This is a genomic window from Serratia proteamaculans (assembly GCF_949794035.1).
Lineage (GTDB): Bacteria > Pseudomonadota > Gammaproteobacteria > Enterobacterales > Enterobacteriaceae > Serratia > Serratia proteamaculans.
This window is the reverse complement of the sequence record NZ_OX461105.1, coordinates 3,819,726-3,844,769: the sequence shown is the minus strand read 5'-3', so window position 1 is coordinate 3,844,769 and position 25,044 is coordinate 3,819,726. Positions and strand designations below refer to the sequence as shown.

General features: G+C 53.1%; 26 protein-coding genes and 1 tRNA gene. 13 read left to right on the top strand and 14 right to left on the bottom strand.

Annotation, left to right across the window (positions count from 1 at the left end):
- The first annotated feature begins 43 nt into the window (after positions 1-43).
- Both QOT07_RS17925 and QOT07_RS17920 read left to right on the top strand, forming a co-directional pair.
- Complete coding sequence (locus tag QOT07_RS17925; RefSeq protein ID WP_283603684.1) at positions 44-496, top strand: multidrug/biocide efflux PACE transporter; 453 nt, start codon at positions 44-46, stop codon at positions 494-496.
- A 66-nt stretch (positions 497-562) separates the two neighbouring features.
- Complete coding sequence (locus QOT07_RS17920; RefSeq protein WP_099063676.1) at positions 563-1,255, top strand: aspartate/glutamate racemase family protein; 693 nt, start codon at positions 563-565, stop codon at positions 1,253-1,255.
- On the opposite strand, the gene QOT07_RS17915 is transcribed toward QOT07_RS17920, so the two are convergent.
- Positions 1,252-2,499, bottom strand: coding sequence for an ion channel protein (locus tag QOT07_RS17915; RefSeq protein ID WP_099063677.1), 1,248 nt, complete (start codon positions 2,497-2,499; stop codon positions 1,252-1,254). The two genes, QOT07_RS17920 and QOT07_RS17915, sit on opposite strands and share 4 nt — an antisense overlap.
- 341 nt (positions 2,500-2,840) lie before the next feature.
- Between QOT07_RS17915 and glk the strand changes: the two genes are divergently transcribed.
- Positions 2,841-3,806 (top strand): glucokinase, encoded by a 966-nt coding sequence (gene glk / locus QOT07_RS17910; protein WP_099063704.1) that lies wholly within the window; start codon positions 2,841-2,843, stop codon positions 3,804-3,806.
- A 98-nt stretch (positions 3,807-3,904) separates the two neighbouring features.
- On the opposite strand, the gene QOT07_RS17905 is transcribed toward glk, so the two are convergent.
- Both QOT07_RS17905 and QOT07_RS17900 read right to left on the bottom strand, forming a co-directional pair.
- On the bottom strand, positions 3,905-4,420 hold the full coding sequence (locus QOT07_RS17905) for a DUF4823 domain-containing protein (RefSeq protein WP_283603683.1): 516 nt from the start codon (positions 4,418-4,420) through the stop codon (positions 3,905-3,907).
- A gap of 184 nt (positions 4,421-4,604) precedes the next feature.
- Complete coding sequence (locus QOT07_RS17900; RefSeq protein WP_283603682.1) at positions 4,605-5,831, bottom strand: L-lactate MFS transporter; 1,227 nt, start codon at positions 5,829-5,831, stop codon at positions 4,605-4,607.
- Between the two features lie 397 nt (positions 5,832-6,228).
- Between QOT07_RS17900 and QOT07_RS17895 the strand changes: the two genes are divergently transcribed.
- Positions 6,229-6,561, top strand: a complete 333-nt coding sequence (locus QOT07_RS17895; protein ID WP_099063679.1) for a DUF2502 domain-containing protein — start codon at positions 6,229-6,231, stop codon at positions 6,559-6,561.
- A 10-nt stretch (positions 6,562-6,571) separates the two neighbouring features.
- Here QOT07_RS17895 and QOT07_RS17890 read toward each other — a convergent pair whose 3' ends face one another.
- From QOT07_RS17890 to QOT07_RS17880, 3 genes are all read right to left on the bottom strand, one after another.
- Positions 6,572-7,306, bottom strand: coding sequence for a LytR/AlgR family response regulator transcription factor (locus QOT07_RS17890; protein WP_283603681.1), 735 nt, complete (start codon positions 7,304-7,306; stop codon positions 6,572-6,574).
- Positions 7,303-8,994, bottom strand: coding sequence for a sensor histidine kinase (locus QOT07_RS17885; protein WP_221345010.1), 1,692 nt, complete (start codon positions 8,992-8,994; stop codon positions 7,303-7,305). Before QOT07_RS17885 ends, QOT07_RS17890 begins: the two co-directional genes overlap by 4 nt.
- A gap of 109 nt (positions 8,995-9,103) precedes the next feature.
- Positions 9,104-10,348: a DUF1479 domain-containing protein gene (locus QOT07_RS17880; protein WP_283603680.1), complete on the bottom strand. Its 1,245-nt coding sequence runs from the start codon at positions 10,346-10,348 to the stop codon at positions 9,104-9,106.
- Positions 10,349-10,536: 188 nt separating this feature from the next.
- Between QOT07_RS17880 and QOT07_RS17875 the strand changes: the two genes are divergently transcribed.
- The 3 genes from QOT07_RS17875 (at position 10,537) to QOT07_RS17865 (ending at position 13,054) form a co-directional block, all read left to right on the top strand.
- Positions 10,537-11,076 (top strand): GNAT family N-acetyltransferase, encoded by a 540-nt coding sequence (locus QOT07_RS17875; RefSeq protein ID WP_099063682.1) that lies wholly within the window; start codon positions 10,537-10,539, stop codon positions 11,074-11,076.
- Positions 11,077-11,197: 121 nt separating this feature from the next.
- Positions 11,198-12,418: an alanine transaminase gene (gene alaC / locus QOT07_RS17870; protein WP_112348774.1), complete on the top strand. Its 1,221-nt coding sequence runs from the start codon at positions 11,198-11,200 to the stop codon at positions 12,416-12,418.
- A gap of 111 nt (positions 12,419-12,529) precedes the next feature.
- The gene (locus QOT07_RS17865; RefSeq protein ID WP_099063684.1) at positions 12,530-13,054 is read left to right on the top strand and encodes a cytochrome b; all 525 of its coding nucleotides are present in this window, start codon (positions 12,530-12,532) and stop codon (positions 13,052-13,054) included.
- A 75-nt stretch (positions 13,055-13,129) separates the two neighbouring features.
- On the opposite strand, the gene ypdK is transcribed toward QOT07_RS17865, so the two are convergent.
- Positions 13,130-13,204, bottom strand: a complete 75-nt coding sequence (gene ypdK, locus QOT07_RS17860; protein WP_112349011.1) for a membrane protein YpdK — start codon at positions 13,202-13,204, stop codon at positions 13,130-13,132.
- 364 nt (positions 13,205-13,568) lie between these two features.
- Here ypdK and QOT07_RS17855 point away from each other — a divergent pair, with 364 nt between their 5' ends.
- Complete coding sequence (locus tag QOT07_RS17855) at positions 13,569-14,333, top strand: CDP-diacylglycerol diphosphatase (RefSeq protein ID WP_283603679.1); 765 nt, start codon at positions 13,569-13,571, stop codon at positions 14,331-14,333.
- A gap of 264 nt (positions 14,334-14,597) precedes the next feature.
- Here the strand turns inward: QOT07_RS17855 and QOT07_RS17850 are convergent, their stop codons facing one another.
- Positions 14,598-15,047: a type II toxin-antitoxin system HicB family antitoxin gene (locus tag QOT07_RS17850; RefSeq protein ID WP_283603678.1), complete on the bottom strand. Its 450-nt coding sequence runs from the start codon at positions 15,045-15,047 to the stop codon at positions 14,598-14,600.
- A 78-nt stretch (positions 15,048-15,125) separates the two neighbouring features.
- Positions 15,126-15,566 carry a DUF805 domain-containing protein gene (locus tag QOT07_RS17845; RefSeq protein WP_099063687.1) on the bottom strand — a complete coding sequence of 147 codons (441 nt, stop codon included), beginning with the start codon at positions 15,564-15,566 and terminating at the stop codon, positions 15,126-15,128.
- 292 nt (positions 15,567-15,858) lie between these two features.
- On the opposite strand from QOT07_RS17845, the gene mltB reads away from it, so the two are divergent.
- A complete protein-coding gene (gene mltB, locus QOT07_RS17840; protein WP_283603677.1) occupies positions 15,859-16,944 on the top strand; it encodes a lytic murein transglycosylase B in 1,086 nt (361 codons plus the stop codon).
- A gap of 274 nt (positions 16,945-17,218) precedes the next feature.
- Here the strand turns inward: mltB and QOT07_RS17835 are convergent, their stop codons facing one another.
- Positions 17,219-18,370: a porin gene (locus QOT07_RS17835; protein WP_207978895.1), complete on the bottom strand. Its 1,152-nt coding sequence runs from the start codon at positions 18,368-18,370 to the stop codon at positions 17,219-17,221.
- Positions 18,371-18,791: 421 nt separating this feature from the next.
- Between QOT07_RS17835 and QOT07_RS17830 the strand changes: the two genes are divergently transcribed.
- Both QOT07_RS17830 and QOT07_RS17825 read left to right on the top strand, forming a co-directional pair.
- On the top strand, positions 18,792-19,082 hold the full coding sequence (locus QOT07_RS17830; protein WP_261427954.1) for a hypothetical protein: 291 nt from the start codon (positions 18,792-18,794) through the stop codon (positions 19,080-19,082).
- A gap of 90 nt (positions 19,083-19,172) precedes the next feature.
- Positions 19,173-20,096, top strand: coding sequence for a DMT family transporter (locus QOT07_RS17825; RefSeq protein WP_099063691.1), 924 nt, complete (start codon positions 19,173-19,175; stop codon positions 20,094-20,096).
- A 323-nt stretch (positions 20,097-20,419) separates the two neighbouring features.
- Here the strand turns inward: QOT07_RS17825 and dsdC are convergent, their stop codons facing one another.
- From dsdC to QOT07_RS17805, 4 genes are all read right to left on the bottom strand, one after another.
- Complete coding sequence (dsdC, locus tag QOT07_RS17820) at positions 20,420-21,349, bottom strand: DNA-binding transcriptional regulator DsdC (protein WP_283603676.1); 930 nt, start codon at positions 21,347-21,349, stop codon at positions 20,420-20,422.
- A 217-nt stretch (positions 21,350-21,566) separates the two neighbouring features.
- Complete coding sequence (locus QOT07_RS17815; protein WP_261141461.1) at positions 21,567-22,106, bottom strand: DUF2058 domain-containing protein; 540 nt, start codon at positions 22,104-22,106, stop codon at positions 21,567-21,569.
- 169 nt (positions 22,107-22,275) lie between these two features.
- Positions 22,276-22,350: transfer RNA gene (locus QOT07_RS17810), tRNA-Arg, on the bottom strand.
- A gap of 130 nt (positions 22,351-22,480) precedes the next feature.
- Entirely contained in the window at positions 22,481-23,410 is a 930-nt protein-coding gene (locus QOT07_RS17805) for a formate/nitrite transporter family protein (RefSeq protein WP_283603675.1), read from the bottom strand.
- 253 nt (positions 23,411-23,663) lie between these two features.
- On the opposite strand from QOT07_RS17805, the gene ccmA reads away from it, so the two are divergent.
- Complete coding sequence (ccmA, locus tag QOT07_RS17800; protein ID WP_283603674.1) at positions 23,664-24,296, top strand: cytochrome c biogenesis heme-transporting ATPase CcmA; 633 nt, start codon at positions 23,664-23,666, stop codon at positions 24,294-24,296.
- Positions 24,296-24,955: a heme exporter protein CcmB gene (ccmB, locus tag QOT07_RS17795; RefSeq protein WP_099063697.1), complete on the top strand. Its 660-nt coding sequence runs from the start codon at positions 24,296-24,298 to the stop codon at positions 24,953-24,955. The genes ccmA and ccmB overlap by 1 nt, the downstream gene beginning before the upstream one ends.
- Positions 24,956-25,044: the final 89 nt, after the last annotated feature.

Sequence of the window (25,044 nt, the reverse complement as noted above, 5' to 3'; positions counted from 1 at the left end):
TGCAGCGCCCCTACAAATTCATAAGGGATAAAACAGGTGATGTATGCAACTGCAAAACAAGTCTTTCGTTGAACGTATCGTCCACGCCGTCGGTTTCGAAACCATTGCCGTGATGGTCTGCGCCCCGTTGGGCGCGTGGTTGTTGAACCGTTCGATGGTACAGGTCGGTGCGTTGGCGGTGATGTTGTCCACCGTCGCCATGGTATGGAACATGGTTTATAACACCGTTTTTGACCGCCTGTGGCCGGTGGGCCGCGTGGTGCGTAATCTTAAAGTGCGGGTGTTTCATGCCCTGGGCTTTGAGGCCGGTTTTGTGTTGATCGGCGTGCCCATTGCCGCCTGGATGCTGAGCATTTCTTTGGGGCAGGCGTTTATGCTGGAGATCGGCTTCTTCCTGTTCTTCCTGCCGTACACCATGTTCTATAACTGGGCGTACGATACGCTGCGTCAGCGTTGGTTTGAGGCGCGTCAGCCAGTCAACTCCTCCGCTAAATAAGGCGTCGTCATCCCTGCGATTCTCAGGTAATGTCGGATAATTGCAGCAATGACTGAGGAGCAAACGATGAAAGTGTTGGGCCTGCTGGGCGGCATGAGCTGGGAATCGACCATTCCTTATTACCGCATGATCAATGAACAGGTTAAGGAGCGACTTGGCGGCCTGCATTCGGCCAAAATCGTGCTCTACAGCGTCGATTTCCACGAGGTGGAACGCTTGCAGCATCAGGGCGATTGGCAGGGGGCGGGGCAACTGCTGGCTGCCGCTGCGGCCTCACTGCGTGCTGCGGGGGCACAGGCCATCGTCATTTGTACCAACACCATGCACAAGGTAGCGGATGCGGTTGAACAGGCCAGCGGCTTACCGCTGATCCACATCGCCGACGCCACGGCGTTGCAGGTGCGTCAGCAGGATATTCGCCGCGTCGGGCTGCTCGGCACGCGTTTTACCATGGAACAAGAGTTCTATCGTGGGCGACTGCAGGAAAAGTATGGCATTGAGGTGGTCACCCCGGTGGCGGCCGATCGCGACATTGTGCACCGCATTATTTATGAAGAGCTGTGCCTGGGGAAAATCCGTGATGCGTCGCGCGATGAGTATCGCCGTATTATCGGCAATCTGGAACAGCAGGGCGCTCAGGGGATTATTTTCGGCTGCACCGAGATTGGTCTGCTGGTTGGCGCGCAGGATGCGTCAGTGCCGGTATTTGACACCACTGCTATCCATGCGCGCGCAGCAGCAGAATACTCGCTAGCCTAATCGTCGTGCGGCGGTTGGAGTTTACCCACCAGCATCAGTGGCTTGCCCGCCAGCACCAGCCAGGCGGGCAGCATCACCACACACAGCACCGGTAGCAGGTGCAACTCCGGCACCACCGCAACGGCCATAAACAGGCTGAGCCAGCCGTCACGCGTGACCACCAGCACCAACCCCATAATGGCGCAGGAGACGGTAATGGCCGCCGGCACCGCCGGAACATGCTGATGCAGCATCAGGCCCAACGCCACCCCGACAAACACTGCCGGGAAGATGCGCCCACCACGAAAACCGCTGGCGGCAGCAATCACCAGTGCCGCCAGTTTGGTCAGCGTGATCAGCAGCAGTTCCGTGACCGAAAAATTCTCGCCGATCGCCAGCCGCTTCATTTCATCCAGCCCTTTAAACAGGGTGACCTCGCCGCCGATTAATGCCAATAGCCCGAGCACAAAGCCGCCCAGCCCCAGCATCAGTACTGGGTTCTTGATCGAATGGAACAGGCGATGGATATGCGGAAAACTCCACAGCGCCACCATGCCCAGCGCGATGGCGATCAGCGCGACGATAGATCCACTGAAAATATCCGTCAGCCGGGTAACGCCATAGGCATCAAGCTGCAGGGTAAAGTTCGGGGTGAAAAAGAGTTGGGTGGTGACCGCACCGGCTGCTGCTGCCATCAGCGGGGCAAACAGCCGATCCCACAGCGGCACATCATTATTGCCCGCCAGCGTTTGTGAAAAGATCAGCGCAGCGGCGACCGGAGTGCCGAACAGTGCGCCGATGGTGCCGGCTGCGGCCAGAATAATCCAGTCCATGCGCGGGACTCTCGGCAGCAGACGTGAGCCGATTGCCACCACCAACGCGATATTGATGGCAGTGATCGGGTTTTCCGGCCCCAGGCTGACGCCACCCACCAGGCCAACGATCAGTGCCAGCGCAAGACCGGGCACCGCCGACAAGGGCAGAGGCATGCCGATCAGCGATTCCGTTGCCGGGTCTGGCCCCGCATGGCCGGGCATATAGCGGATAATTAACCCGACGGCGACGCCGGTCAGCGTCAGAATGCCGATCAACCACCAGGGCGACTGGGTGTCGATATTCATAACCGCGGGAATATTCACCCACAGCAGCCGCTGCAGTGCATCGGCGAATTTCATCACCAGAATGAGCACCAGGCTTGAAGCCGAACCGATAACGAGAGCGGGCAGAGCGAAAGCCAACATGGCATTGGCGCGCGGGTGCAACATGCGGCGATCCCTTGTTAATGGCCCCGGATGGCAGGGCGAACGGGTGATTGAATTGTGACCACAGCTTGCCAGACAATCAGCACTCTGGCACGCAAAGAAATTTCCGGCCAGGCCTGGGGCCACAGCCAATTAATAGTGCCTTTCTGTGTTGATGGTTAACAGCCGTGGTAGCGCGTTTTTTGCCGCAATTTGTTTCAAATCGCCCTGAAAGGGATGGGCTGAAATGTTTTTTGTGATCTGGATCGCTAATGGATGGCCGCGTGAAGGATGGTGATTGTTGTTTTTGCAGCGGGATTTTACAGTGTGGGCAGCTTTCAATTATTCATTCCGCGGAGAAGATACTGATGACTTATGCCCTCGTAGGTGATGTAGGCGGCACCAATGCCCGCCTGGCGTTGTGCACTGTGGCGACGGGTGAAATTACCCAGGCGAAAACCTATTCCGGCCTGGAGTTTGACAGCCTGGAGGCGGTGATCCGCCAATATTTATCCGAGCAGGATATTCAGGTGCAGGACGCCTGTATTGCCATTGCCTGCCCGGTCACTGAAGACTGGGTAGCGATGACCAACCATACCTGGGCGTTCTCGATCAAAGAGATGAAGGCCAGCCTGGGGCTGAGCCACCTGGAAGTGATCAACGACTTTACCGCCGTGTCGATGGCGATCCCGATGCTGTCGCAAGACGACGTGTTGCAGTTCGGCGGTGGCAGCGCGCAGAAAGACAAGCCGATTGCAGTGTATGGCGCCGGTACCGGTCTGGGGGTGGCGCATCTGGTGCACGTTAACCGTCGCTGGGTGAGCCTGCCGGGCGAGGGCGGCCATGTGGACTTCGCACCGAACAGTGAAGAAGAAGATATCATTCTGGAGGTGTTACGCGCCGAAGTGGGCCATGTGTCTGCCGAGCGTGTGCTGTCCGGGCCGGGGCTGGTCAATCTCTACCGCGCTATCGTTAAGTCGGATAAGCGCCTGCCGGAAAAGCTGGAGCCAAAGGACATTACCGAGCGCGCACTGGCCGACAGCTGCATTGATTGTCGCCGCGCCTTGTCGCTGTTCTGCGTCATTCTAGGGCGTTTCGGCGGCAATTTGGCGCTGAGCCTGGGCACCTTTGGCGGCGTTTATATTGCTGGGGGCATAGTGCCGCGCTTTATGGAGTTCTTTAAAGCTTCTGGCTTCCGTGCGGCGTTCGAGGATAAAGGGCGTTTCAAAGATTACGTGCACGACATTCCGGTATTTATGATCACTCACGGGCAACCTGGCCTGCTGGGTGCCGGCGCTCATCTGCGTCAAACGCTGGGCATGCATCTGTAATGCATAATCCCGGCAAAACAGCGGTATGCTGATTTGCCGGGATTATTTGTACCAAGATTATTGTGGGGGGGGGGGACGAATCTTGGCGGTAAGTTCACTTAATACAGACTGGAGATATACGCGTTAACGGGTTCAGGCAATAAGTCTTGTGGATGGTCACCTCCAAATGTTGCCCATTTGCTTTTCCCGCTAATAATTGTTGAAGCAACTCTAGTATTTGATTCTGCATTGTATATGGTGATTTTTACTTCTATTTTGTCAGGTTTGCCGGACCATTCAGTAGCTCTGTCTTCCCAGTGTAATATCTGTGGGATTACGTAATACCCACGACTAATTGGGTGATTACTCTTCAGGCAAGCAGTGTCCTCGCAATCTGTGAAAACACTCACGTTATCTGAGTGTTGCAAGAATGCGGCTTTAACAGCCGTTGCTGTAGCATTACCCGAACCTGCGTAATTATGCGTTTCATATGCGCCATCAGCAGGTTTCGCTATGACTACGGGGGTATCTTTAATTAAAAGCTCTGTGTTTTTTTGGATGTTATTTGTGTTGTATTTGGCTGAGCAACCAGTCAGCAATAATATTGCAGAAGAAAACAGTAATAAACTTTTCACTTCCCTATCCTCGACATTGAATTCCGCTCATCATAACAATGTTTTACAAACCCAGAACAATAATTATTAATTTCTTTGCTAATTATTTTTTGTTGGGCCAATTACTATTATTTCGCTATCAATATCTCTACTATAAAAAAAGGGGCGCAACCGTTAAGTTGCGCCCCTTTTATCGTTTGAGGAGTTAGGCTTTTGCCAGCTCCGTCTGCGGGAAGTGTTCTTCTTCCTGCGCTACCGCTTTCGGTGCCTTGATGAACAGGGTGATTATCAGAGAAGCCACTGACAACACGCCAATCACGATGAAGGTGGCATGGAAGCCGCCGAAGTATTTGGCGACAAACGAACCGGCCAGTGCGCCCAGACCGAAGCCCTGATAGATGATGCCGTAGTTTTTGCTGTGGTTTTTCAGGCCGAAGAAGTCACCGACAATCGCTGGGAACACGGTGATGTTGCCACCGAAGCAGAAGGCGACGGCGCCGACGCAGATGAAGAACAGCGTGTGGTTCAGGGTAAGGAAGCTCAGTGCCACAATCGCCAGTACGGTAACCAGCATGGTGAAGCTGATGACGCGCATGCGGCCCACTTTATCGGACAGCGTACCCAGAATGATACGGCCCGCAGTGTTGAAGATAGCGACGGCAGAAACGGTGTTGGCGGCAGTAGCTAAATCCATTCCGGCCAGTTGCACGCCCATGTCCTTCACGATACCAATCAGGTACAAGCCACTCATACAGGCCGCGAAGAAAATGATGAACAGCAGGTAGGCTTCTTTGGTGGCCAGCATCTGGCGCACGCTGTAGTCATTGCCCAGGCCGTGGGTACCTTGCTGTGCCGAGTTGCTCACCAGTACCGGTTCTTTCAACAGCAGGGAGCCGAGCACGATCAGCGCCATTACAATGGCACCCCAGTAGAAGAAGGCGGAGGACACGCCGACGTCGGTAATCAGTGCGGCGTTAACGTATTTGAACAGCAGGCTACCGGTACCGAAAGCCCCGACTGAGATACCGGAGATCAGCCCTTTGTTGGCCGGGAACCACTTGATCAGGTTAGACAGGGTAGAGATGTAAGCGATACCGACCGCGAAACCGACCACTACGCCGGCCAGCAGATAGACCATATTCAGTGAGCTGACGTAGGCGCTGGCCATCAGGCCCAGACCCACCAGGATACCGGAGCACAGCGTCAGGTTGCGGATACCGAAACGTTCCTGCAGTTTGCCGGCAAACAGCGTGGCGAAAGCCAGGAAGAAGCTGGTGATGGAGAAGGTGGTGGCGACGTCGCCGAGGCCCCAGTGGAACTTATCGACCAACGGCTGGTTGAACAGGCTCCAGGTATAGATAGTACCGAGACCCATCTGGCAGATGATGGTCCCCAGAACGATTAAGCTGCGATTTGCCGGTTTGGTGTTCATGGCCGGACTCCTTCCTGTGTGTGCATTGCCGGGCGTTAGCCGTTGGCGGAAATTTGCGGATAGCGTCTAAGGCCCCGCGGTATGGGCTTATTATAAGGCTGGTAATACCACTGGACGGCGGATCGGGAATGAGTTGCACAAGGGAAGGAATGAAATGCATCAGAAGGCGCATGAGTTGCCTTTTTTGCGCTTAAAAGGGCGTGAAATGCGGCGGGTGCTACGTGATCTATATCAAGAATGTTAGCGATTTATCGCCGATCACCCGGCGGTGATTGTGGTTGAATTGTGAAGGATCTGTGTGAAAGGCGTAAATGGGCATTGTTCCTATAGAGCGGCGGCTGGCGCAGATCTATGTTATCTGCGAACGGACGGGTTCCGCTCTGCAGGAGTCGTTGAGATGAAGAAAATACTGTTGTTATTAGCCGCACTGCTGTCGCTGCCGTTGGTGAGCCACGCAGACGTATCGATTGGCGTCAATGTACCGGGCCTTTCATTGCACATTGGCGATCGCGATAATCGCGGTCACTATTGGGACGGCGGTCGCTGGCGCGATCCGCGCTGGTGGTCTGAACACCGGGGCTATGAACGCCCGCGCGGTTATTACTATGGTCCGCCACCACGGGTTATTTATTACGGCCCGCCACGACGCGAATGGCGCGACCGCCCGCATTACCGTATGCCACCACCACCGCCGCCGGGCTATTACTATCGCCCGGGGCCACGCTGGTAACGGCTGGCGATTATAAACGCATCAGTTTGCGAAACTCTTTTACCTTGCTGCGGCTGACCGGCACTTCAAAATCCAGATCGCTCAGCCGCAGAATATAGGTGTTGTTGAACCAGGGTACGATCTCGCGAATTTTTGACAGATTGACGCAGTAGGAACGGTGGCAGCGGAAGAAATGTTCTTCAGGCAGACGACCGTAAAACTCGCTGAGGTTCATCGGCATCACAAACTCTTCGCGTCGGGTATACACCCGCGTCACTTTCTCATCGGCGGCAGCATAGTAAATATCGTTGATGTCGGTAACGATAATCCGCTCGTCTTTGATCAGGTTAATGCTGTGGCTGCTGCGGTTCGGCGCGCTGGCCTGTTCCGGCAGGCTGGCGGGGCGGTTATGCAGCGCCTCCAGCTTTTGCAGCATGGTGACGATGCGCGCTTCGTGATAAGGCTTGAGGATGTAGTCAAAGGCCTCGATTTCGAAGGCTTCCACCGCATGCTCTTTATAGGCGGTGATGAACACAATAGAAGGGCGATGGGCGAATTTGCTGATGTTCTGCGCCAGTAATACCCCATCCAGCGACGGGATATTGATGTCGAGGAAAATGGCATCGACCTGATGGTTCTGCAGGTATTTCAGCACGTCCAGACCATCTTCGAAGGTGGCTTCGATAACGATATTGCTGTGTTTTTTGATCAGATAGCCGAGTTCTTCCTGCGCGAGGAACTCGTCTTCAACGATGATGGCTTTCATGAGGGTTCCCCGGCCGGCAGTGCGTTGTTCTCTACCGGCAGTTTGCCGCCATTTTTGCTGATATAAAAGGCAATTTCGGTGCCCGGCTCCAGGCGACGAATGCGCAACCCTTCGCCGTACAGCAGGGACACCCGGTGATGTACATTCAGCAGGCCGATGTTGTGCCCAGGCATCTCGTTGCGCGCTACCCGTTCGATGACCTGCGGGTCAATGCCGTGGCCGGTATCTTTGATCGAAATCCTGACCCGGTCACCCTGATCTTTCACCGCAATTACCACCACCCCCTTGCCTTTGCACGGTTGAATGCCGTGCACGATGGCGTTCTCCACCAGCGGCTGGATCAGCAGGCTGGGGATGCGCACCGAGATATCGTCATCGATGTCATAAATCACCGTCAGCTTGGCACCGAAGCGCGCCTGCTCGATGGCGATATAATCCTGAATTTGGTGCAATTCCTTGCGAATGTCGATCAACTCGTCGTTCAGCTCCAGGTTATAGCGCAGGTAGCGGGACAGGTTGATAATCAGTTGGCGCGCGGTGTCCGGATTGATGCGGATCGAGGACGAAATGGCGTTCAGTGCGTTGAACAGGAAGTGCGGGTTGATCTTGCTTTGCAGAGCGCGCATTTCCGCTTTGTCTGCCATTTGCCGCAGATGTTCAATGCGCGACACCTCCATTTGGGTGGAGATAATCTGCGACAGGCCCACTGCCATCACCTTCAGCGTATTGGTGATCTGGTGTGCATGACAGTAGTAAATTTTCAGCGCGCCGGTCACTTCGCCTTTTTCCCACAGCGGGATCACCAATTGCGAGTGGATCTGCGGCGTGGCCGGGTTTTCCAGATTATTTTTGATGATGATCTTGCCGTGCCGGATGCTTTCACGGGTCACCCGGCTCAGCCCTTCACGGCCGATCGGGTAAGCCTCTTCACCCACGCCGACATAGGCCAGTACCTGATGGGTATCGGTGATAGCCACCGCATCGGCCTGAATGTCCTGGCGAATAATGTCACAGATGGTGGCCAGCGATTCACTGTTGATATTGCGGAAATACGGCAGCGTTTTGCGGGCAATATCCAGCGCCAGTTTGGCCTGCCGGGCGGCGATCACTTCTTTTTCATCTTCCACGCTCTGCACCAGCAGCACAATCAGACCGATGCACACCGTACCGAGGATCATCGGCAGCGCGATTTTGGAGACGATATCCAGCCCCAGTTCGGTCGGCTTGGCCCACAGCACAATCAACAGCATGGTCAGGCATTCGCACAGCATGCCGCCGATGATCCCGGCGCGCCAGCGCTGCTCTTTTTTCACCTTCAGGTTGATATACCCGGCGCTGATACCGGCAATGATGCTGGTGATCAGGCAGGGAACCGAGGTAATGCCATCGATATCGATCAGATAACGGTGCACCCCGGCGATGATACCGGTAATGATCCCCACCCAGGGGCCGAACAGGATACCGCCGGCCATGATGGCGATCACCCGCACGTTGACCAGCGAGCCTTCAACGTTGACGCCGGAATAGGTGCTGAACAGCGCAAACAGCGAGAAGATGGCGGTGACCATGCCCAGTTCCAGCGGCGTATGGTCTTCTTTTTGCAGCAACTGGCGGAACAACCGGGTGCGGGTGAGGAAAAACAGGCAGATCAACATCAACGCGGCGCGATCAAATACCGCTAACAGCATTTCAAAAAAAGGGTGCACGACGGGCTCTCGCTGCGGCGGAAATAAGTGAGAAGTATATCACAGCGAATGAACCCCGTGGCGGCCTGGCGGTGCGCCACGGGGAACGGCGCTATTTGATGCCCAGTTGTTCCTTGCCGAGCGGTGTCAGCAGTTCAAGCGTGGCGCGGCCGATGAAATCCACTTCGAAATCGTCGGGAGCGAAATCCGGCGGGGTTTTACCGGCAATAAAGCTGGGCAGTTGGCGCTGCAGATAGGCATCGTTTTTCTCGCAGCCCGGCGCGGCAGCGATATACATTACGTTGCTGTCGAACTCGCCGTTATGCTCGTTTTCCACCGCGTGGATCACGTCGCAATGCCAGAAAACCGTGTCGCCCGGTTCTAAATCAGGAATAGGGGAAATCCCACTGATTAAAAGGGGATGCCATTTTTCGGAGATCGACAGCGCACGGCCCGGGGCGGCATCGCACAAATCGTCGTCGGCGACGTCATCCTGTAACGCACGCAACAGCACGTAGGCCATGGCGTTGGCAATCGGGACCAGATTCAGCGTGCCGGCGTGGGTGCGCTGTGGCGTCAGTGCCGTCCATCCCTGGAAGGTACGGAACATTGAGCACACCGCCGGTGATGCGATTTCACGGACTTCGGTGCGCCCGTCGGCGGCAAAGGGATCATAATCCTGCCAGTTGCCAGAGAACACGTGGCGGTAAACGTAGCGGAAGTTCTCATCCAGCCAGCGCTCAATGGTGCCGCTGTCTACGTGCGGCGACAGGCCGAGTGACGAGGAGTTCGGTGGGCGGCGGCGGGTGCGATCGGCGTAGGTGGTCACGCGCGTTGGGTCAAAATGCTGTTTGCCGTTGCTCTCGGTTTCCCACAGGCTGTTGAGGAACACCTGCACCGCGTGCATGCGGGCGTCCTGACGGGCTTCCACCTGCGGTTTGGACCAGTAAATACCGTAGATTTGCGGCTTGCTGGCGGCCAGTTTGCCAAAGTAATTGTCTTCGGCAGCCCCTTTCAGGCGTTCGACGAAGTTGTTGCGCTCGAGATAGTCACCGATTTCCTGATTCCAGGCTGCGGCCTTATCGCGGGGGAACACGCCACGAATGGCACAGGCACCGCGCTGTTTGATCAGCGCTTTTTGCTGCTCGCTGACGCGTTGTTGCAGGATATCTTCGGCATCGACTTGCGGCACCGGACTTTGACCGGCGGCCAGTTCCCGGCGGATTTGTTCAACCTGCTGGCGGATGTTTTCTTCCAGCGCCAAAAAGGTCTCACGGTAATCAGGCAATGCCTGGCGGATCTGCTGTTTGACGGTTTTAATTGTGCCTGGAATATCGTCAATCTGTAAGGAAGCCATGGTGTTCTCCTCGCGCTGCGGATGGGCAACGACGGACGGTTGTAGGTGACCGGGTAAGGCGTTATGGTTTTGTTGTTTTGACGTTAATGATTATCTGGATTTAATAGGGGAAAATAAAGGGATATCTTTCATTCGTAACTTCCTTATTTTCGTTTTTCGGAGATCCACGTTTTTAGGAGATAAAAGCAATGAAGTTGGTCACTGAGCGTTTGACCCTGGAGTCGCTGACGGCCGACGACTGGCCGCTGTTTTTAAGCCTGTATCAGGATCCTGATGTGATCCGTTACATCTCCGACCCGTACTGCGAGGAAGGTATCCTCAGTCGTTTCGAGGCCCGTTTACCAACCTGGGACAAGCATTTGGATCAATGGTTGTGCCTGGTGTTGCGAGAGAAAGAAAGCGGAGAAGTGGCTGGCATGACCGGTTTTCGCTCGATGTGGCTGCCTTACCAACAGGCGGAAGTGGGATACGCCTTGCTGCCGTCCGCGCAAGGTAAGGGCTATGGCAAGGAATCACTGCGTGCAGTGCTGGATTTTGGTTTTAACGCCTGTGGTTTCCATAAGCTGACTGCCACCGTGACCGAGGGCAATATCGCTTCGCGCCGGTTGCTGGAGTCTTGTGGCTTTCTGCTGGAAGGTACGCTGCGTGATAACTACCGGCTGGCGGGGCAGTGGCGTGATGACTGGCAGTTCGGGCTGTTGGCCAGGGAGTTTAAGGCCGGAAAATAAAAAAGTTGTGCCGGGTATCGACAACCCTGCTGAAGCTGGGATATGTTCAATATCCGGTCAATCTTTAGGTTGGCCAGCGTCGCTCGGATGGTCCGGGCGCTAACGTCTCTTCGAGGTATCTATGGCTGATAATAGTCCGCAACGCCGTTTCACGCGTATTGAACGTCTTCCCCCTTATGTATTCAACATCACCGCCGAACTGAAGATGGCTGCACGCCGTCGTGGCGAGGATATTATCGATTTCAGCATGGGTAACCCCGACGGGCCAACGCCGCCGCACATTGTGGAAAAACTCTGCACCGTTGCCCAGCGTGACGACACCCACGGTTATTCCACTTCGCGGGGTATTCCGCGTTTACGTCGTGCTATTTCACGCTGGTACGCCGACCGTTACCAGGTGGAGATCGATCCCGAAAGCGAAGCCATTGTCACCATAGGTTCAAAAGAAGGGCTGGCACACCTGATGCTGGCGACGCTTGACCACGGCGATACCGTACTGGTGCCGAACCCGAGCTATCCGATTCACATTTACGGTGCGGTGATTGCCGGCGCCCAGGTGCGTTCGGTGCCGTTGGTGGAGGGCGTGGATTTCTTTGGTGAGTTGGAGCGCGCCATTCGTGAAACCATTCCTCGTCCGAAAATGATGATCCTCGGCTTCCCTTCGAACCCGACCGCTCAGTGTGTGGAACTGGACTTTTTTGAACGCGTGGTCGCGCTGGCCAAGCAATACGACGTGCTGGTGGTCCACGATCTGGCCTATGCCGACATTGTGTATGACGGCTGGAAAGCACCCTCGATTATGCAGGTGCCTGGCGCCAAGGACATCGCGGTGGAATTTTTCACCCTGTCGAAAAGTTACAATATGGCGGGCTGGCGTATCGGCTTTATGGTCGGTAACCCGGAGTTGGTCAACGCGCTGGCGCGTATCAAGAGTTACCACGACTACGGTACCTTTACGCCACTGCAGGTGGCCGCCATAGCTGCGCTGGAAGGCGATCAGCAGTGCGTGCGGGATATCGCGGAACAGTACCGTCAGCGCCGCAATGTGCTGGTGAAAGGGTTGCATGAAGCGGGCTGGATGGTGGAAAACCCGAAGGCTGCGATGTACGTCTGGGCCAAAATTCCCGAGCCTTATGCGCATCTCGGTTCACTGGAGTTTGCCAAACGCCTGTTGGCAGAGGCCAAGGTTTGCGTATCGCCAGGTATCGGCTTTGGTGACTACGGTGACACCCATGTGCGTTTCGCGCTGATAGAAAATCAGGATCGCATCCGTCAGGCGGTACGCGGTATCAAAGCCATGTTCCGGGCGGATGGGTTGATCAAACCGAGCACCACCAAATAATTGCTTCAGGCCGGCGCATTCGCACCGGCCTTTTTTCTCGCCGCTAAGGTTTTCTTCATCATTTACCCACTATGATCCAATAAGATTTTCTTTATTTATCAGGATGAGTGTATGGGTAACCGTTATGCAAAATCACAAATTGTGTTGCACTGGCTGACGCTACTGATGGTGATCCTCACCTATGCGGCGATGCTGTTAAAGGATTCGGTGCCGGATGACCTGGCATCGCTGGTAAAAAATCTGCATTTTAATTTTGGCCTTGCGGTCTTTTTGCTGATGTTCATCCGGCTGGGGTTACGTCGGCGACATGGCACGCCGGCCACCACACCGCCGCTTGAAGAATGGCAGGAATGGGGCGCCAAAATTTTCCACTGGTTGCTGTATCTGTTGTTCCTGGCTTTACCGGTGCTGGGGGTGTTGACGCTGGCTTATGGCGGGAAGGAGTGGGTGCTACTGGGTTGGCAGGTGCCGCAGTTCGTTACGCCGGATCCCCTGCTGCGTCGGCTCATCAAAAGTACTCATGAGACCCTGGCCAATACCGGTTATTTCATCATTGGTGCACATACGCTGGCGGCGCTTTACCACCATTATCTGCGCAAGGATGACACCTTACGTCGCATGATGCCGGGCAAATAGCCCAGATTCAGAAACAACAAAGGGGCGCAGGTGCGCCCCTTTATCTATGTATCTATATTCCCGGTCATGCCGTGGTTATGCAACCATCAGCATAAAGGTGCCAATCCATGTAACCAACATGAATGAAACGCCAAATACAAAATATTTCACTGAACAACTCCCGTCTGGAGTCCCTCGCAAGCCAATGATCCCGATTGTTGTGCTGAGTATTTTGTGGGTAGTCGGCAGTGGAGAGGCGGATCCTTCAATAGGAAGAACAACGTCCTTGACCACAGATTACCCGGTTGTCGTGCTTCAAAGTCCGTGAGGTAAAACATGAACCACGACAGGATCGGCGTTAATGTACTCCCAATACCAGCCAGATTACAATACTGTGTTTTTGATCACACTTTTTGACGGTTTTTTAACCAGCGTAGACTGTTTTTAAACGATTTTTATTTCTGAGAGTAGGGTTCAGTTTCACTGTTGCGCAGTGATATTCTAAGGACTGCAATTCGGATAGGAAAAATAGAACGTGTTGATATTGAAAAAATTACGATTATTTTTAGCATTGATACTGCTATTTTCAGCGTTGCCCGCGTTTGCCAGTAGTGCGTTATGGCGGGTAGTTAATAATCTTTGTGTTTTTAATTATCAACTACTTGGTTCTGCATTTCCTTGCGAAAAAGTCTATTTGGATGAGGGCCAACAGAAAGGCTATGCGGTAGTGCGCGATCTGGAAACTCGATACCACTTTTTACTGGTTCCAACTTTGAAATTGAAAGGTGTTGAAAGCCCAGAATTGCTGTTATCCACCACGCCTGATTATTTTTCCCTTGCCTGGCGGAATCGTCACGTGTTGGACCAGGTTTATGGTAAAGAGTTACCTCGCAATGCTTTTGCCTTGACGATAAATTCTCAGGGAGGTCGCACACAAGGGCAGTTGCATATTCATATTGCATGTTTGAAGCCGCATATCCGGCGTAGTATCGACAGGCAACTCTCCAGCATTGGCGATGACTGGACTGAATTGTCCGATAATCTGGTTGGGCAGCATTATCTGGGTAAACGTATCAGGCAGGATAATTTGGACGGGGTTTATCCCTTTGTTCAAATTGGTCGGCAGTTGGCTAAAAATGGTAGTGAAATGAAAAAATTTGGAGTTGCAGTCGTCCCCGTGTTATTCGAGAACAAACAGCAAGGCTTTGTTTTATTGGCAGATGAGGCAAGGCGCGTAAAAAATAATACTGGGCATACAGAAAACCTGCTTGATTTTACTTGTAAAGGATTTACCAGGTAGTTTTTAACCTAAGAAAGGCAGCCTGCTCAGGCTGCCGCGATAAAGATAGGTAATATTTTAGCCACATCAGATCATGTACAAGGCCGCTTGATTTTACTCAAGTGCTGTAGCAATACCGATAGCGACAATGGTCAAAAAAAGCGCACAGGATAGCATCATGGCTATCCAAATCTCACGGCGGCTCCAGTGCATTTTACGGCCTTTGATGATGTGAATGATGTCCAGTAACAACCACATCGGCCGGCCGCAGAAAAAGTTTAGTTTTTATTTAATCTGCGGTGATGGCGTAGCTATAACTTCCGTATTCACCTCATAGCCCAACAGGTAAAGAGCCTGTTCCAAAGCTTCGACCTTGGAGGCATAGGCAACGTCCAGCAGGCGATCCATTTGCCCGGCGTTAAAGCCCAGTTTACGTGCCAGTTCCGCTTTTGAGGTGGTTCCGGCCAGCATAATGTTATGCAGTTCGAGCTTGAGTTTAACCAGCACCGGCAGGTGGATTGCCAGTTCATCCTGCAGGGGGCGGGAAGGGGGCGGCACCGGGCGGCCTTCTTCCATTTCCAGCGCAATGGCAATCAGCAGGCTTTCCTGCGCTTCCAGTTCTATGTCTTCACGTTTATAGCAGGCGGCCTGTTGTTCAGGGAAATCACGAAAGTGAATCTGCCAGGCATCGCTGTCGTTATCAAAGGCGTAGTGGGCGGGATAGTGGCAAGACATGGTATTTCCTGTTTGGGCCGGGAATGATGCGGCATTGTGACCGCTTGCCCCACAGATAGCCAGTGGCGATACTGACGGCTAACCCGCTTTGCGCGTGCGCCATCCGGTAGGTAACAACAGTGCGCAGGCCACGCCAATCAGACTGATAACCACCAGCCAGCGTTGTATCGGGCCGGGATAATAGTTATTCACCACGCTAAGCAGATACATCACCAGTGCCAGCGGCCAGCCAGGCGTGCCGACGTCATTGAGACGAAAGGCGGTACGGGCGACGAGCCAGACGGTTAAACTTATCCAACTCAGTGACCAGAACATAATGCACAGTAAATAGACAAATACCGAAAAGAACTCGGCAATGTCGCTGTGCGCATAGGCGCGGAAAAGATTTTTATCCAGATAGGGCGACAGGTATGACAGCAACGTCAGACCGGCGGCGAACACAGCCACCGAGAAAACATATTCCCTGCGGGTAATACGGCGTTTAAAGATGTTTTTAGCGATCTGTCCTAGAGTTTCCACAGTGACATTCCGTTGTTTCAGTGATGGCTGCCAGCGCAGTCAGCCAAAGAGGGGAGTGTAGTGATGCTTTTTTTTGAGTCAATATGATAATTGTTCTCATTTATTCAATGTTTAGGTTCTGTTTGTGCGGTTGCTTACCCTAAGTAATTCCTTGTTTCTGTGCTTCCCGTCACGTTTTATAAGGTTTTGGCGTCAAGACGCCATGATCGGCAACATAATCCAGTTTGTTCGCACCTGACAATGGATTAACATAACCCACACTTATCACTGGCCTGGCTTATATGGATATCCGATGCGTCATTTAGTTGTTCTTCTCCCCCTGCTTACCTTACTCACTGCCTGTAGCAGCGGGCCGAAGTCGACCCCAGCCACGCCTCAGGACAACAGCGTCAAAGGCGGTTTTTTGCTGACGCCAGCGCATTCCGGCCAGCCGCTGGGCGGTGATTTCGCCAACAATCCGAACACCGCCCGTTTTATCGATAAAATGGTGCAGGAACACGGTTTTGATCGTCAGCAACTGCATGACGTGCTGGCCCAGGCCAAACGCCTGGACTCTGTACTGCGGCTGATGGATCGCCAGGCACCGACGCCAACCACTCAGGCGCCGTCCGGCCCGAACGGTTCCTGGCTGCGGTACCGCAATAAGTTCATCACGCCGGATAACGTGCAAAATGGCGTGCAGTTCTGGAATCAGTACCAGGACGCGCTGCAACGTGCTTACCAGGTTTACGGCGTGCCGCCAGAGATCATTGTCGGCATTATCGGCGTTGAAACCCGTTGGGGCCGCGTGATGGGTAAAACCCGCATTATCGATGCGCTGTCTACTCTGGCCTTCAACTACCCACGTCGTGCCGATTACTTTGCCGGCGAGCTGGAAACCTTCCTGCTGATGTCGCGTACTGAAGGGGATGATCCGCTGGAGTTACGCGGTTCTTTCGCCGGAGCAATGGGTTACGGCCAGTTTATGCCGTCCTCGTTCAAGAGTTATGCGGTTGATTTCAACGGTGACGGCCACGTTAACCTGTGGGATCCAGTGGATGCCATCGGCAGCGTCGCCAACTACTTCAAAGCGCACGGCTGGACCAAGGGTGAGCCCGTTGCTGTGCCGGCCAACGGTCAGGCTCCGGGGTTGGAGAATGGCTTTAAAACCCGCTACTCGGTTGCCAGTTTGTCTGAGGCCGGGCTGACGCCGCAAGGGTCGCTTGGCGGCAATCAGGAAGCCAGCCTGCTGCGCCTGGATATGGGGACCAGTTACCAGTATTGGTACGGTTTACCTAACTTCTACACCATCACCCGCTACAACCACAGCACCCATTATGCGATGGCGGTGTGGCAACTGGGCGAAGCGGTGGGTCGCTCGGTGCGTGGCGGATTCTGATGCTGGGCAAATAATGGAAAAGGCCGCAGAAGCGGCCTGATTTTGATGACAAAGTTGTTTTTGAATCCGAGATACCCGGGCCTAGCGCACCGAGGGGCCATTATGGGACACGTCCGTGTGTCCCACCCTACGGGCCGACGGAGTCGTTCCAATTTGCTCCCGGCAAATTGGTCGGCGGGCAAGCCGCTACGACCCCTTCGGCACGCTCTCCCTAATAACGGGCTTTGTCCGTAGTCTGAGGCCGCTTAAGCGGCCTTTTTTACGTCGGTAGCAATTAGAAATCGTAACGCAGACGCACCAGCGTCATATCGCCGAGGTTGTCAGTGCTTGAAGTCAGCACGTGTTCCACATCTACGCGGAAACCGTAATCAAACTGCACGGTAACGCCCAGGCCGTTATCAATGCGTTGATAGTCACGGCCGCTGACGTACTCCAAACGGTCGCCCATAAAGTACGGCATTACGGATTTCACCGCATATTGCCCTACCGGCACGGTATAACCGGCCAGATACTCAATACCCCAGGCGTCACCGGCGAAGTAGTCGTCAAGGTTGGCTTTTTTGGTGGTCAGGAAGTTGTTGTACCAGCCGCCGCCAAAGGTCAACGTCCAGTTATCCGGTTTCCAGCTCAGCGCGGTACCCAGGATGTTTTGGTCGTAATCTTTTGTGCTGTTGCTGGAGGGATCACGCATTTCGGCGCGGGTATAGTTCCACGCGGTGCCCCAGGTCAGGTCCGGCGTCAGGTGGTAATCCACACCCAGTGAACCCCCGCCCTCGCGCTTGTAGCGCAGGCCGTTACCCGGCAGGTATTCGTTATCGCTGAACAGGTATGAGGCATAAACGTCAGCATCACCAAAGGTGTTTTTGTACTTCAGCATCTTGCGTGAACGGTAGGAGCCGTCGTAATCCCCGTTGATACCGTTGCCCGGAGCCTGGGCCAGCATGTCGTAATCCCAGATATCGGTTTTGGCGCCGACCACGTCGTAATACACGCTGTTCTGCTGACCAAAGGTCAATTGTCCCCAGGTTTTGCTTTTCAGACCGGTGTACAACATGCGGCGGCTGGTGTTGTTGGCACCGTCGGCATAGTGGCTATCCCAGTTGAACAGCGCAGGGATATTCACCCCCAACTCGTAGTAGCTGATCCAGCTAATGTCATCGAACAGGTAGTAATCGGCGGCAAAGCGGAAGCGGGTGCCGCCGTCGAAACCGTTACGTTTGTAAGAACCTTTATCGCCATCGCCGGTCATATTGTTGAACTGCGGGCGGATGCTGCCGCCGACGGTAAAGTTAAGACGGCTCAGCGGATCACCCGCTTGTGGATCCTGCTTCAGCAGGGTGATTTCAGCCTGAGCAGCGAAAGAAGCACTGCCAACTACCAATCCCAGAGCAATTGCCTGAGTTAATGCGCGCAATTTGTATGTCATTTTATATCCCTGTGTGTACTTGCCAACCTCACTGAACCTTCTGGCATCAGTGATTTGCTCAGGAAGTTTTCTGAGCGTTTTCATTGCTTTTAGCGTGGGTAAAGCGAAATGCATATGTAACACAACGTGCGTCACAAAAAGTTACTTTTCCTGCTAATTATTGGTTTTTTTGTAACTGGCAGCAGTGCGGTGCTGCGATGCCGCCAGGCGATGGAAAAACTTAACTTAATGGCACAACAATGACGATGATGCTCGGATGAATTCATCTAACACGAAGGTTTATATTTTTCACTTGTCAGTGAAGGGCAGATGCCGTGTAATTTCATCTCGCAGAACGAGATTTAAATAAGCGGATATAACGTCATTGACTAGGGTGATATCTGCAAAATGGATAAGGCTAATAAGGATCATGGAGAGGGTTATGAAAAAGTATTTAATGTTGATTATCGGTCTGTTGCCATTGCCGTTGATGGCGGCCGAGTCGCACGTTTGCCAGTCACAAGCTTATGATTATGCAAGTATTGGTAATCTTAGACTGAGTGATGACACGATCTTTACCTGTCGTGATATTGGGCGCGTCACTATCCCTGAGCTGGCCAAACGGGGCTGGAAGGTGACCCATGTAGCGCAACAAACGGAATATACCGGTGAAGTCGACAGTGATAGCGAAGTGATTAAGATGTACCAGGAAATAGTGGTTTATAAAGACTAACCTTTTATATTTTCCTCAGATTTATCCATCACCTTTTTATTAGCGGTGAGGGAAGAGTGTATTTTTATTTAAGCGGCTTGAGGTGGTGTGATGAGTGCCAGAAACAACATAGACAGCAGGGCTGCCGCCGCCATGATGATGATATGCGCCATATGGGGGCTGCAGCAGGTGGCGATCAAGGCCGCCGAGCCGGACATTTCTGCCGTACTGCAAATCGCCATTCGATCGGGCATTGCCGCCCTGGCGGTTTACCTCCTGGCGCGCTACCGAAGCGAAAAGTTCGTTTTCGATCGCCCCACGCTGCTAGCAGGCCTGTGCGTTGGGGGGCTGTTCGCGTTGGAGTTCTTTTTCGTCTCCGAAGGTTTGCGCTATACCAGCGCGTCGCACATGGCGGTATTTTTGTATACCGCACCTTTATTCTCCGCCATCGGGCTGCATTTTGTTATTCGGCATGAACGGCTGTCGTTGATACAGTGGGTCGGTATTGCCATCGCCTTCGGCGGTGTGGTGCTGGCCATCTCCGGCATGAGTGGTAGCTCGGGCGCAGAAAGCCAACTGCGTGGTGATATTTATGGCCTGCTGGCGGGAATGTCCTGGGGCGGTTCGACCATCGTCATTCGCACCACCGGGCTGGCAAACTGCTCGTCAAAACAGACCCTGTTGTTCCAGCTCTCGGGTGCCTGCATTCTGCTATCTCTGTTGGCGCTAACCACGGAGAACGTTCATTTCACTTTGAGTGCTGTGGCCTGGAGCAGCCTGATATTCCAAACGGTAGTGGTCTCTTTTATCAGCTATTTGATCTGGTTTTCTTTACTGCGTCATTATCAGGCGTCCTCGTTGGGTATCTTGACTTTTATGACGCCCATTTTTGGAATTTTAGCCGGCGTGGTGATTTTGGGGGAGCCGCTGCAGATTGAGTTTATATTGGGTTCTGTGCTGATCGTTTTAGGATTGATTGTCGTGAGCTGTTCTTATTTATTTTATCTCAATAGAGGAATTGTACCTAAAATATAAGCTATGGATGTAGATGTTAATACCTATCAAATTAATTGTGAAAGTCAATTCACCATTACTGTGCAAATATCAAAGTATGCCTGGGGTTATCCTTTGATTACACTCAGTGATAATGGTGACTTTTTCGTGGTGAAAAGCACTAAGCGCGGTCGGTTATCTAACCAGACACCGGTTGAGATAATAAAATTCTCTAATAACGCTACAATAGTGTGGGATAACGGCCGCAAGCATATTTATTATTCAAAGGCCGGGCGGTTGTACAGCTGCGCACTTGAATTTTCTTATACCCCAAAGAAGTGGTAATCATTTTAAACCTCTGGCAATCAGGCCAGAGGCTCTATCTTCATCATCCACTGTTTGAACGCGATGATCTTCGGCCACTGACGTTCGGATACGGTCGACACAAAATAACAGTGTTCGCAGGGCAGGATCATGTGGGGAAATGGGATAATCAGTTCGCCGCTTTTGATCCAGTCTTGCACCAGGTTAAGCCGTCCCATGGCAACGCCCAGGTGTTGAGTCGCCGCCAGCACCGCCAGGTCAGAACGATCGAACTCCATGCTTTTGCTGTCGGTATCCAGGCCCAAATCAAAATGTTGTGACCAGGTTTGCCACTCGTCTTCGCCGGAATTATATCTGTCATGCAACAGGGTGCTGTGTGCCAGATTTTCAGGAGCATTGTAGAGGTTATGCGTTTTGGCGTACTGCGCAGTACAGACCGGGACCATGGACTCTGACATAAAGGCTTCATCCAGCTGCTGGCCCGACGGCAGCCGGCCAAAATACAGAGCCAGATCAACCCCTCTGTTGGCCAGGTTAATGTTTTCCTGCCCGGTGAGAATGTTTAAATGAACGGTGGGATACTGGGCAATAAAGTCACCGATCCTCGGTATCAGCAAACACTGTACGATGGAGGGGGGGGAGTAAATGGTCAGGGTACCCGTCAATTCACGGTTCCTGATATCAAGAATTTCCTGAGTCAGGGCATCGAAGGAGCTGCTTAACGACCATTGCATCCGCTCGCCTTCCGGCGTTAGCGTAATTCTGCGGTGAAAACGCTGAAATAAAAGAAAGCCCAACTCTTTCTCAAGCAAGTTTATTCTGTGACTTACGGCGCTGGGGGTAATTGACAGTTCTTCTGCCGCCAATGAAAAGGAGAGGTGACGGGCGACGCATTCAAAAGTATGCAAGCGTGAAAATTGATAACTGGTCAGCGGATTGGCTCGTTGTGAATATTTTTTGTTGGGGAACATGCTATTACTCCATTCGCGTCATGTTACCAATGTTAGCATTTTAATTTATGGATATAAAATGAGAATTCACTTATTTATGAGGGGTGGCGATATTTGAATAATTTGTTTGCGCTGGGTTTAATATTTTCAGGGAATATAGTTTGGCATTATTACCGACCAGGGCGGGCGGAACTGAGAGGTGAGGGCAAGGGTTATTGTCCGTTGCCCCAAGCATTTCTTACCACATTAGATCATCAGGCACGACAAAATCGGCATACGGATCTTCATCGTCTTGATCCTCCTGACTCAGCACATTACTGACTACAATGCTGCTGGCATCACGCTGCGCAATTTTATTTGCCACGATTGCGGGGATAATAGCGTAATCGTTATCAAGGCCATTATCAGCAACCAGGCGCGCAATGGCGAGACGACCACTGATTAACTGGGATTGCGTCGCTTTATCCACACTGATATTTTTAATTAAATTATTGTCTGTGAAGTTATAGCTAACATTGCCTTTTGAAATAACGATCCGGTTCATTTCAATTAACTGTTTAACCTGAGCTTTATACTCTTTAGACAAGGCCGCTTGCTTTTGTTGCTCACTAAGCTGTTTATCACGTTCAACTTGTGCCTTTTTATTGACTTCCACCGCCTCTCTGGCCTCACGAGCCTGAACTCGCGATTTTTTAGCGGTTTTCTGCACTTTCGCCAGTTTCTTACTGTTGACCAATCCGGCTTTAAGCATCTGCTCTTGTAATGTGAGTTTTGTCATGTTCGTTTCTAAAATCAATTAAATCGTGTGTGAGATTATACCTTTAATAGTCGACCTTGCGCCAGATTGTGAGGCAGGGTGATGCATCATGCTGATAACACGGGAAGTTTTAAGGCCTGGTGAGGCAAGGGAGCTTGGGGAGGCGAAAGTGCTGAATAGGCAGGCTTAATGGTGTCCCCGACTGGAATCGAACCAGTAACTAGCCCTTAGGAGGGGCTTGTTATATCCGTTTAACTACGGGGACGCTGCGGGCTGGCAACCTGAGGCTGCCGGGGCAGTATACCTTTTTTTACCCGCAGAATAAGCGCTTAGCGGTGCGTTTGCTCATTCCCTCGCCAATATGCGCGGAATTTCGTGTGCTGCGCTGACCGCGATCACGGTTTTCTCGCCTTGGCAGTCTGTTTTTCTGCCTCCAGCCGCGCCGCTTTGTTTTTATCACTCATATCATTGCGGATCTGTGCATGGCTGATTAACGCAAAGATAAAGGTACCGCCGATAATGTTGCCGGCCAGCGTCGGTATGGCGAACGGATAGATAAATTCTTGCCAGGGGATCACACCGCTAAACACCAGATAAAGGATCTCGACCGATCCGACCACGATATGGGTCAGATCGCAGATCGCCACCAGATAGGTCATCAGGACGATCACCCAAATCTTGGCGGCGCCGGCGGAAGGGAACATCCACACCATGGTGGCGATGATCCAGCCGGCAATAATACCGTTGGCGAACATTTCTGACGGTGAGTTTTGCATCACCTCTTCCGACAGGCTAACGAAGGCGCTGCGGGTGTTTTCATCAAAAATCGGCATGTGAATAAACGCCAGTGACACCAGCCCGGTGCCAATCAGGTTGCCGAGCAGCACCACGCCCCACAGGCGGAACAGGATGATGAAATTTCTCGGCGTCGGTTTATGCATGATCGGCAGCACGGCGGTCACGGTATTTTCGGTAAACAGCTGCTGGCGGGCCATAATCACAATGATAAAGCCAAAGGTATAGCCAATATTCTCGATAAAGAAGCGGCTGGGGTCGTCCGGTAAACGGGCATGAAAAATGCCCTTTGCCATCAGTGAAGCCCCCATCGACAACCCGGCGGCCACCGCTGACCACAGTAAAGCCAGCCAATCGCGTTCCAGCTCTTTCTCACCCTCCATGCGGATCTGCTCATGCACCGCTGCCGCGCGTGAGGGCAGGTTTTGTTCCTTTACCTCTATTTCGCTCTTGCCCTGTTCATGCTCCTTGCTCTCCACCTGCAGATGATCGTCGCTATCTGTATCAGGGCGCTGTTGTGGGTCGCTCATTATCTGCTCTCTCCTTTAACTGCTGTCTGGGTCACGGATTAAGCATAGTTGGCGTGTCGGCACGGCGAAAGCCATGTCGCAAATTGCAGAAAAAAGTAACAAGAGTTTAACGCCGTCGGTTTTTTCTTCGCATTATTGATCTGGGGCGCAATATTACCCCTATTGGAGTAGCTGAGTGACCCGCGGCGGGCTACGTGCCGCAGCATGGCTTATGCTATGATCGCTATCCCAAAGAAAAATATGAGTTCTCCCGATGCTGGAAGCTAAAAATCTGAGTTGCGTCCGCGATGAGCGCACCCTGTTTAGCGGGTTAAGCTTTACGGTGAAACCGGGCGATATTATTCAGGTGGAAGGGCCGAACGGCGCGGGCAAAACCAGCCTGTTGCGTATTTTGGCCGGTCTGGCGCGGCCGGAGGGGGGGGAAGTTTGCTGGCACGGGAAAAATACGTTGCGCCATCGCGAACGTTATTACCAGGATCTGCTGTTTCTCGGCCATCAGCCGGGAATTAAAGCCCAGTTAACACCTTTTGAGAACCTGCAGTTTTACCAGGCGGTACGTACCACGCCCGATCGTCAGGCCATTTGGCAGGCGCTGGAGCGGGTCGGGCTGGTGGGCTACGAGGATTTGCCGGTGGCGCAGCTTTCCGCCGGGCAGCAGCGCCGGGTAGCACTGGCGCGCTTGTGGCTCAGTGATTGCCCGCTGTGGATCCTGGACGAGCCGCTGACGGCCATCGACAAGCAGGGCGTGGCTGAATTAATTAGCCTTTTTGAGCAACATGCACAGCAGGGCGGCATGGTATTGTTGACCACGCATCAGGATTTGGCCGGCGTAACGCAGGCGGTAGGAAAAATCAGCCTGACGGAAAACCGCGCGGAGAGTGTTTGATGTTTTTGACTATATTGCGCCGTGAGCTGAAGATTGCCTTTCGCAAAGGGTCGGAAATCGTTAATCCGCTGTGGTTCTTCCTGATCGTTATCACCTTGTTTCCGCTGGGGATCGGGCCAGAGCCGCAGTTACTGGCGCGTATTTCGCCGGGGATTATCTGGGTCGCCGCGCTGCTGGCGGCGTTGTTGTCGCTGGAGCGTTTGTTCCGCGATGACTTTCTGGATGGTTCGCTGGAGCAACTGCTGTTGCTGCCGACGCCGCTGCCAATGACGGTGCTAGGCAAAGTGTGTGCTCACTGGGTAGTAACAGGCTTACCCCTGTTAATCCTGTCGCCGCTGGTGGCGTTGTTACTGTCGTTGGATATGAATACCTGGCTGGCGGTGGCGTTTACACTGCTGTTGGGGACGCCGACGCTGAGTCTGATCGGCGCTATTGGTGTGGCACTGACCGTCGGGCTGCGCAAGGGCGGTGTATTACTGAGCCTGTTGGTGTTGCCACTGTATATACCGGTGCTGATATTTTCCACCGCCGCCATTGATGCTGCGTCTATGGGCATGCCGATAGACGGTTACCTGGCGATTCTGGGCGCGATGCTGGCGGGCAGTATAACGCTGGCGCCATTCGCCACCGCAGCGGCGCTGCGTGTGAGCGTGCACTAGCTAACTTATTGAAATGCGGGTTAACGCCATCAAGAGCGTGTTCCACCGCACTGTAATTTTCGTCGCCTTGGTCAACGGGGCGGCCACCG

What these genes read in the sequence shown, in the direction of transcription:
- QOT07_RS17805 (WP_283603675.1), bottom strand. Translation starts at nt 23,410, where the DNA reads ATGAGCGACCCACAACAGCGCCCTGATACAGATAGCGACGATCATCTG.
- ccmA (WP_283603674.1), top strand. Translation starts at nt 23,664, where the DNA reads ATGCTGGAAGCTAAAAATCTGAGTTGCGTCCGCGATGAGCGCACCCTG.
- QOT07_RS17875 (WP_099063682.1), top strand. Translation starts at nt 10,537, where the DNA reads ATGAAGTTGGTCACTGAGCGTTTGACCCTGGAGTCGCTGACGGCCGAC.
- QOT07_RS17925 (WP_283603684.1), top strand. Translation starts at nt 44, where the DNA reads ATGCAACTGCAAAACAAGTCTTTCGTTGAACGTATCGTCCACGCCGTC.
- QOT07_RS17920 (WP_099063676.1), top strand. Translation starts at nt 563, where the DNA reads ATGAAAGTGTTGGGCCTGCTGGGCGGCATGAGCTGGGAATCGACCATT.
- QOT07_RS17890 (WP_283603681.1), bottom strand. Translation starts at nt 7,306, where the DNA reads ATGAAAGCCATCATCGTTGAAGACGAGTTCCTCGCGCAGGAAGAACTC.
- alaC (WP_112348774.1), top strand. Translation starts at nt 11,198, where the DNA reads ATGGCTGATAATAGTCCGCAACGCCGTTTCACGCGTATTGAACGTCTT.
- QOT07_RS17915 (WP_099063677.1), bottom strand. Translation starts at nt 2,499, where the DNA reads ATGTTGCACCCGCGCGCCAATGCCATGTTGGCTTTCGCTCTGCCCGCT.
- QOT07_RS17850 (WP_283603678.1), bottom strand. Translation starts at nt 15,047, where the DNA reads ATGTCTTGCCACTATCCCGCCCACTACGCCTTTGATAACGACAGCGAT.
- ccmB (WP_099063697.1), top strand. Translation starts at nt 24,296, where the DNA reads ATGTTTTTGACTATATTGCGCCGTGAGCTGAAGATTGCCTTTCGCAAA.
- mltB (WP_283603677.1), top strand. Translation starts at nt 15,859, where the DNA reads ATGCGTCATTTAGTTGTTCTTCTCCCCCTGCTTACCTTACTCACTGCC.
- QOT07_RS17900 (WP_283603682.1), bottom strand. Translation starts at nt 5,831, where the DNA reads ATGAACACCAAACCGGCAAATCGCAGCTTAATCGTTCTGGGGACCATC.
- QOT07_RS17865 (WP_099063684.1), top strand. Translation starts at nt 12,530, where the DNA reads ATGGGTAACCGTTATGCAAAATCACAAATTGTGTTGCACTGGCTGACG.
- dsdC (WP_283603676.1), bottom strand. Translation starts at nt 21,349, where the DNA reads ATGTTCCCCAACAAAAAATATTCACAACGAGCCAATCCGCTGACCAGT.
- QOT07_RS17825 (WP_099063691.1), top strand. Translation starts at nt 19,173, where the DNA reads ATGAGTGCCAGAAACAACATAGACAGCAGGGCTGCCGCCGCCATGATG.
- QOT07_RS17885 (WP_221345010.1), bottom strand. Translation starts at nt 8,994, where the DNA reads ATGCTGTTAGCGGTATTTGATCGCGCCGCGTTGATGTTGATCTGCCTG.
- QOT07_RS17830 (WP_261427954.1), top strand. Translation starts at nt 18,792, where the DNA reads ATGAAAAAGTATTTAATGTTGATTATCGGTCTGTTGCCATTGCCGTTG.
- QOT07_RS17815 (WP_261141461.1), bottom strand. Translation starts at nt 22,106, where the DNA reads ATGACAAAACTCACATTACAAGAGCAGATGCTTAAAGCCGGATTGGTC.
- QOT07_RS17880 (WP_283603680.1), bottom strand. Translation starts at nt 10,348, where the DNA reads ATGGCTTCCTTACAGATTGACGATATTCCAGGCACAATTAAAACCGTC.
- QOT07_RS17835 (WP_207978895.1), bottom strand. Translation starts at nt 18,370, where the DNA reads ATGACATACAAATTGCGCGCATTAACTCAGGCAATTGCTCTGGGATTG.
- QOT07_RS17895 (WP_099063679.1), top strand. Translation starts at nt 6,229, where the DNA reads ATGAAGAAAATACTGTTGTTATTAGCCGCACTGCTGTCGCTGCCGTTG.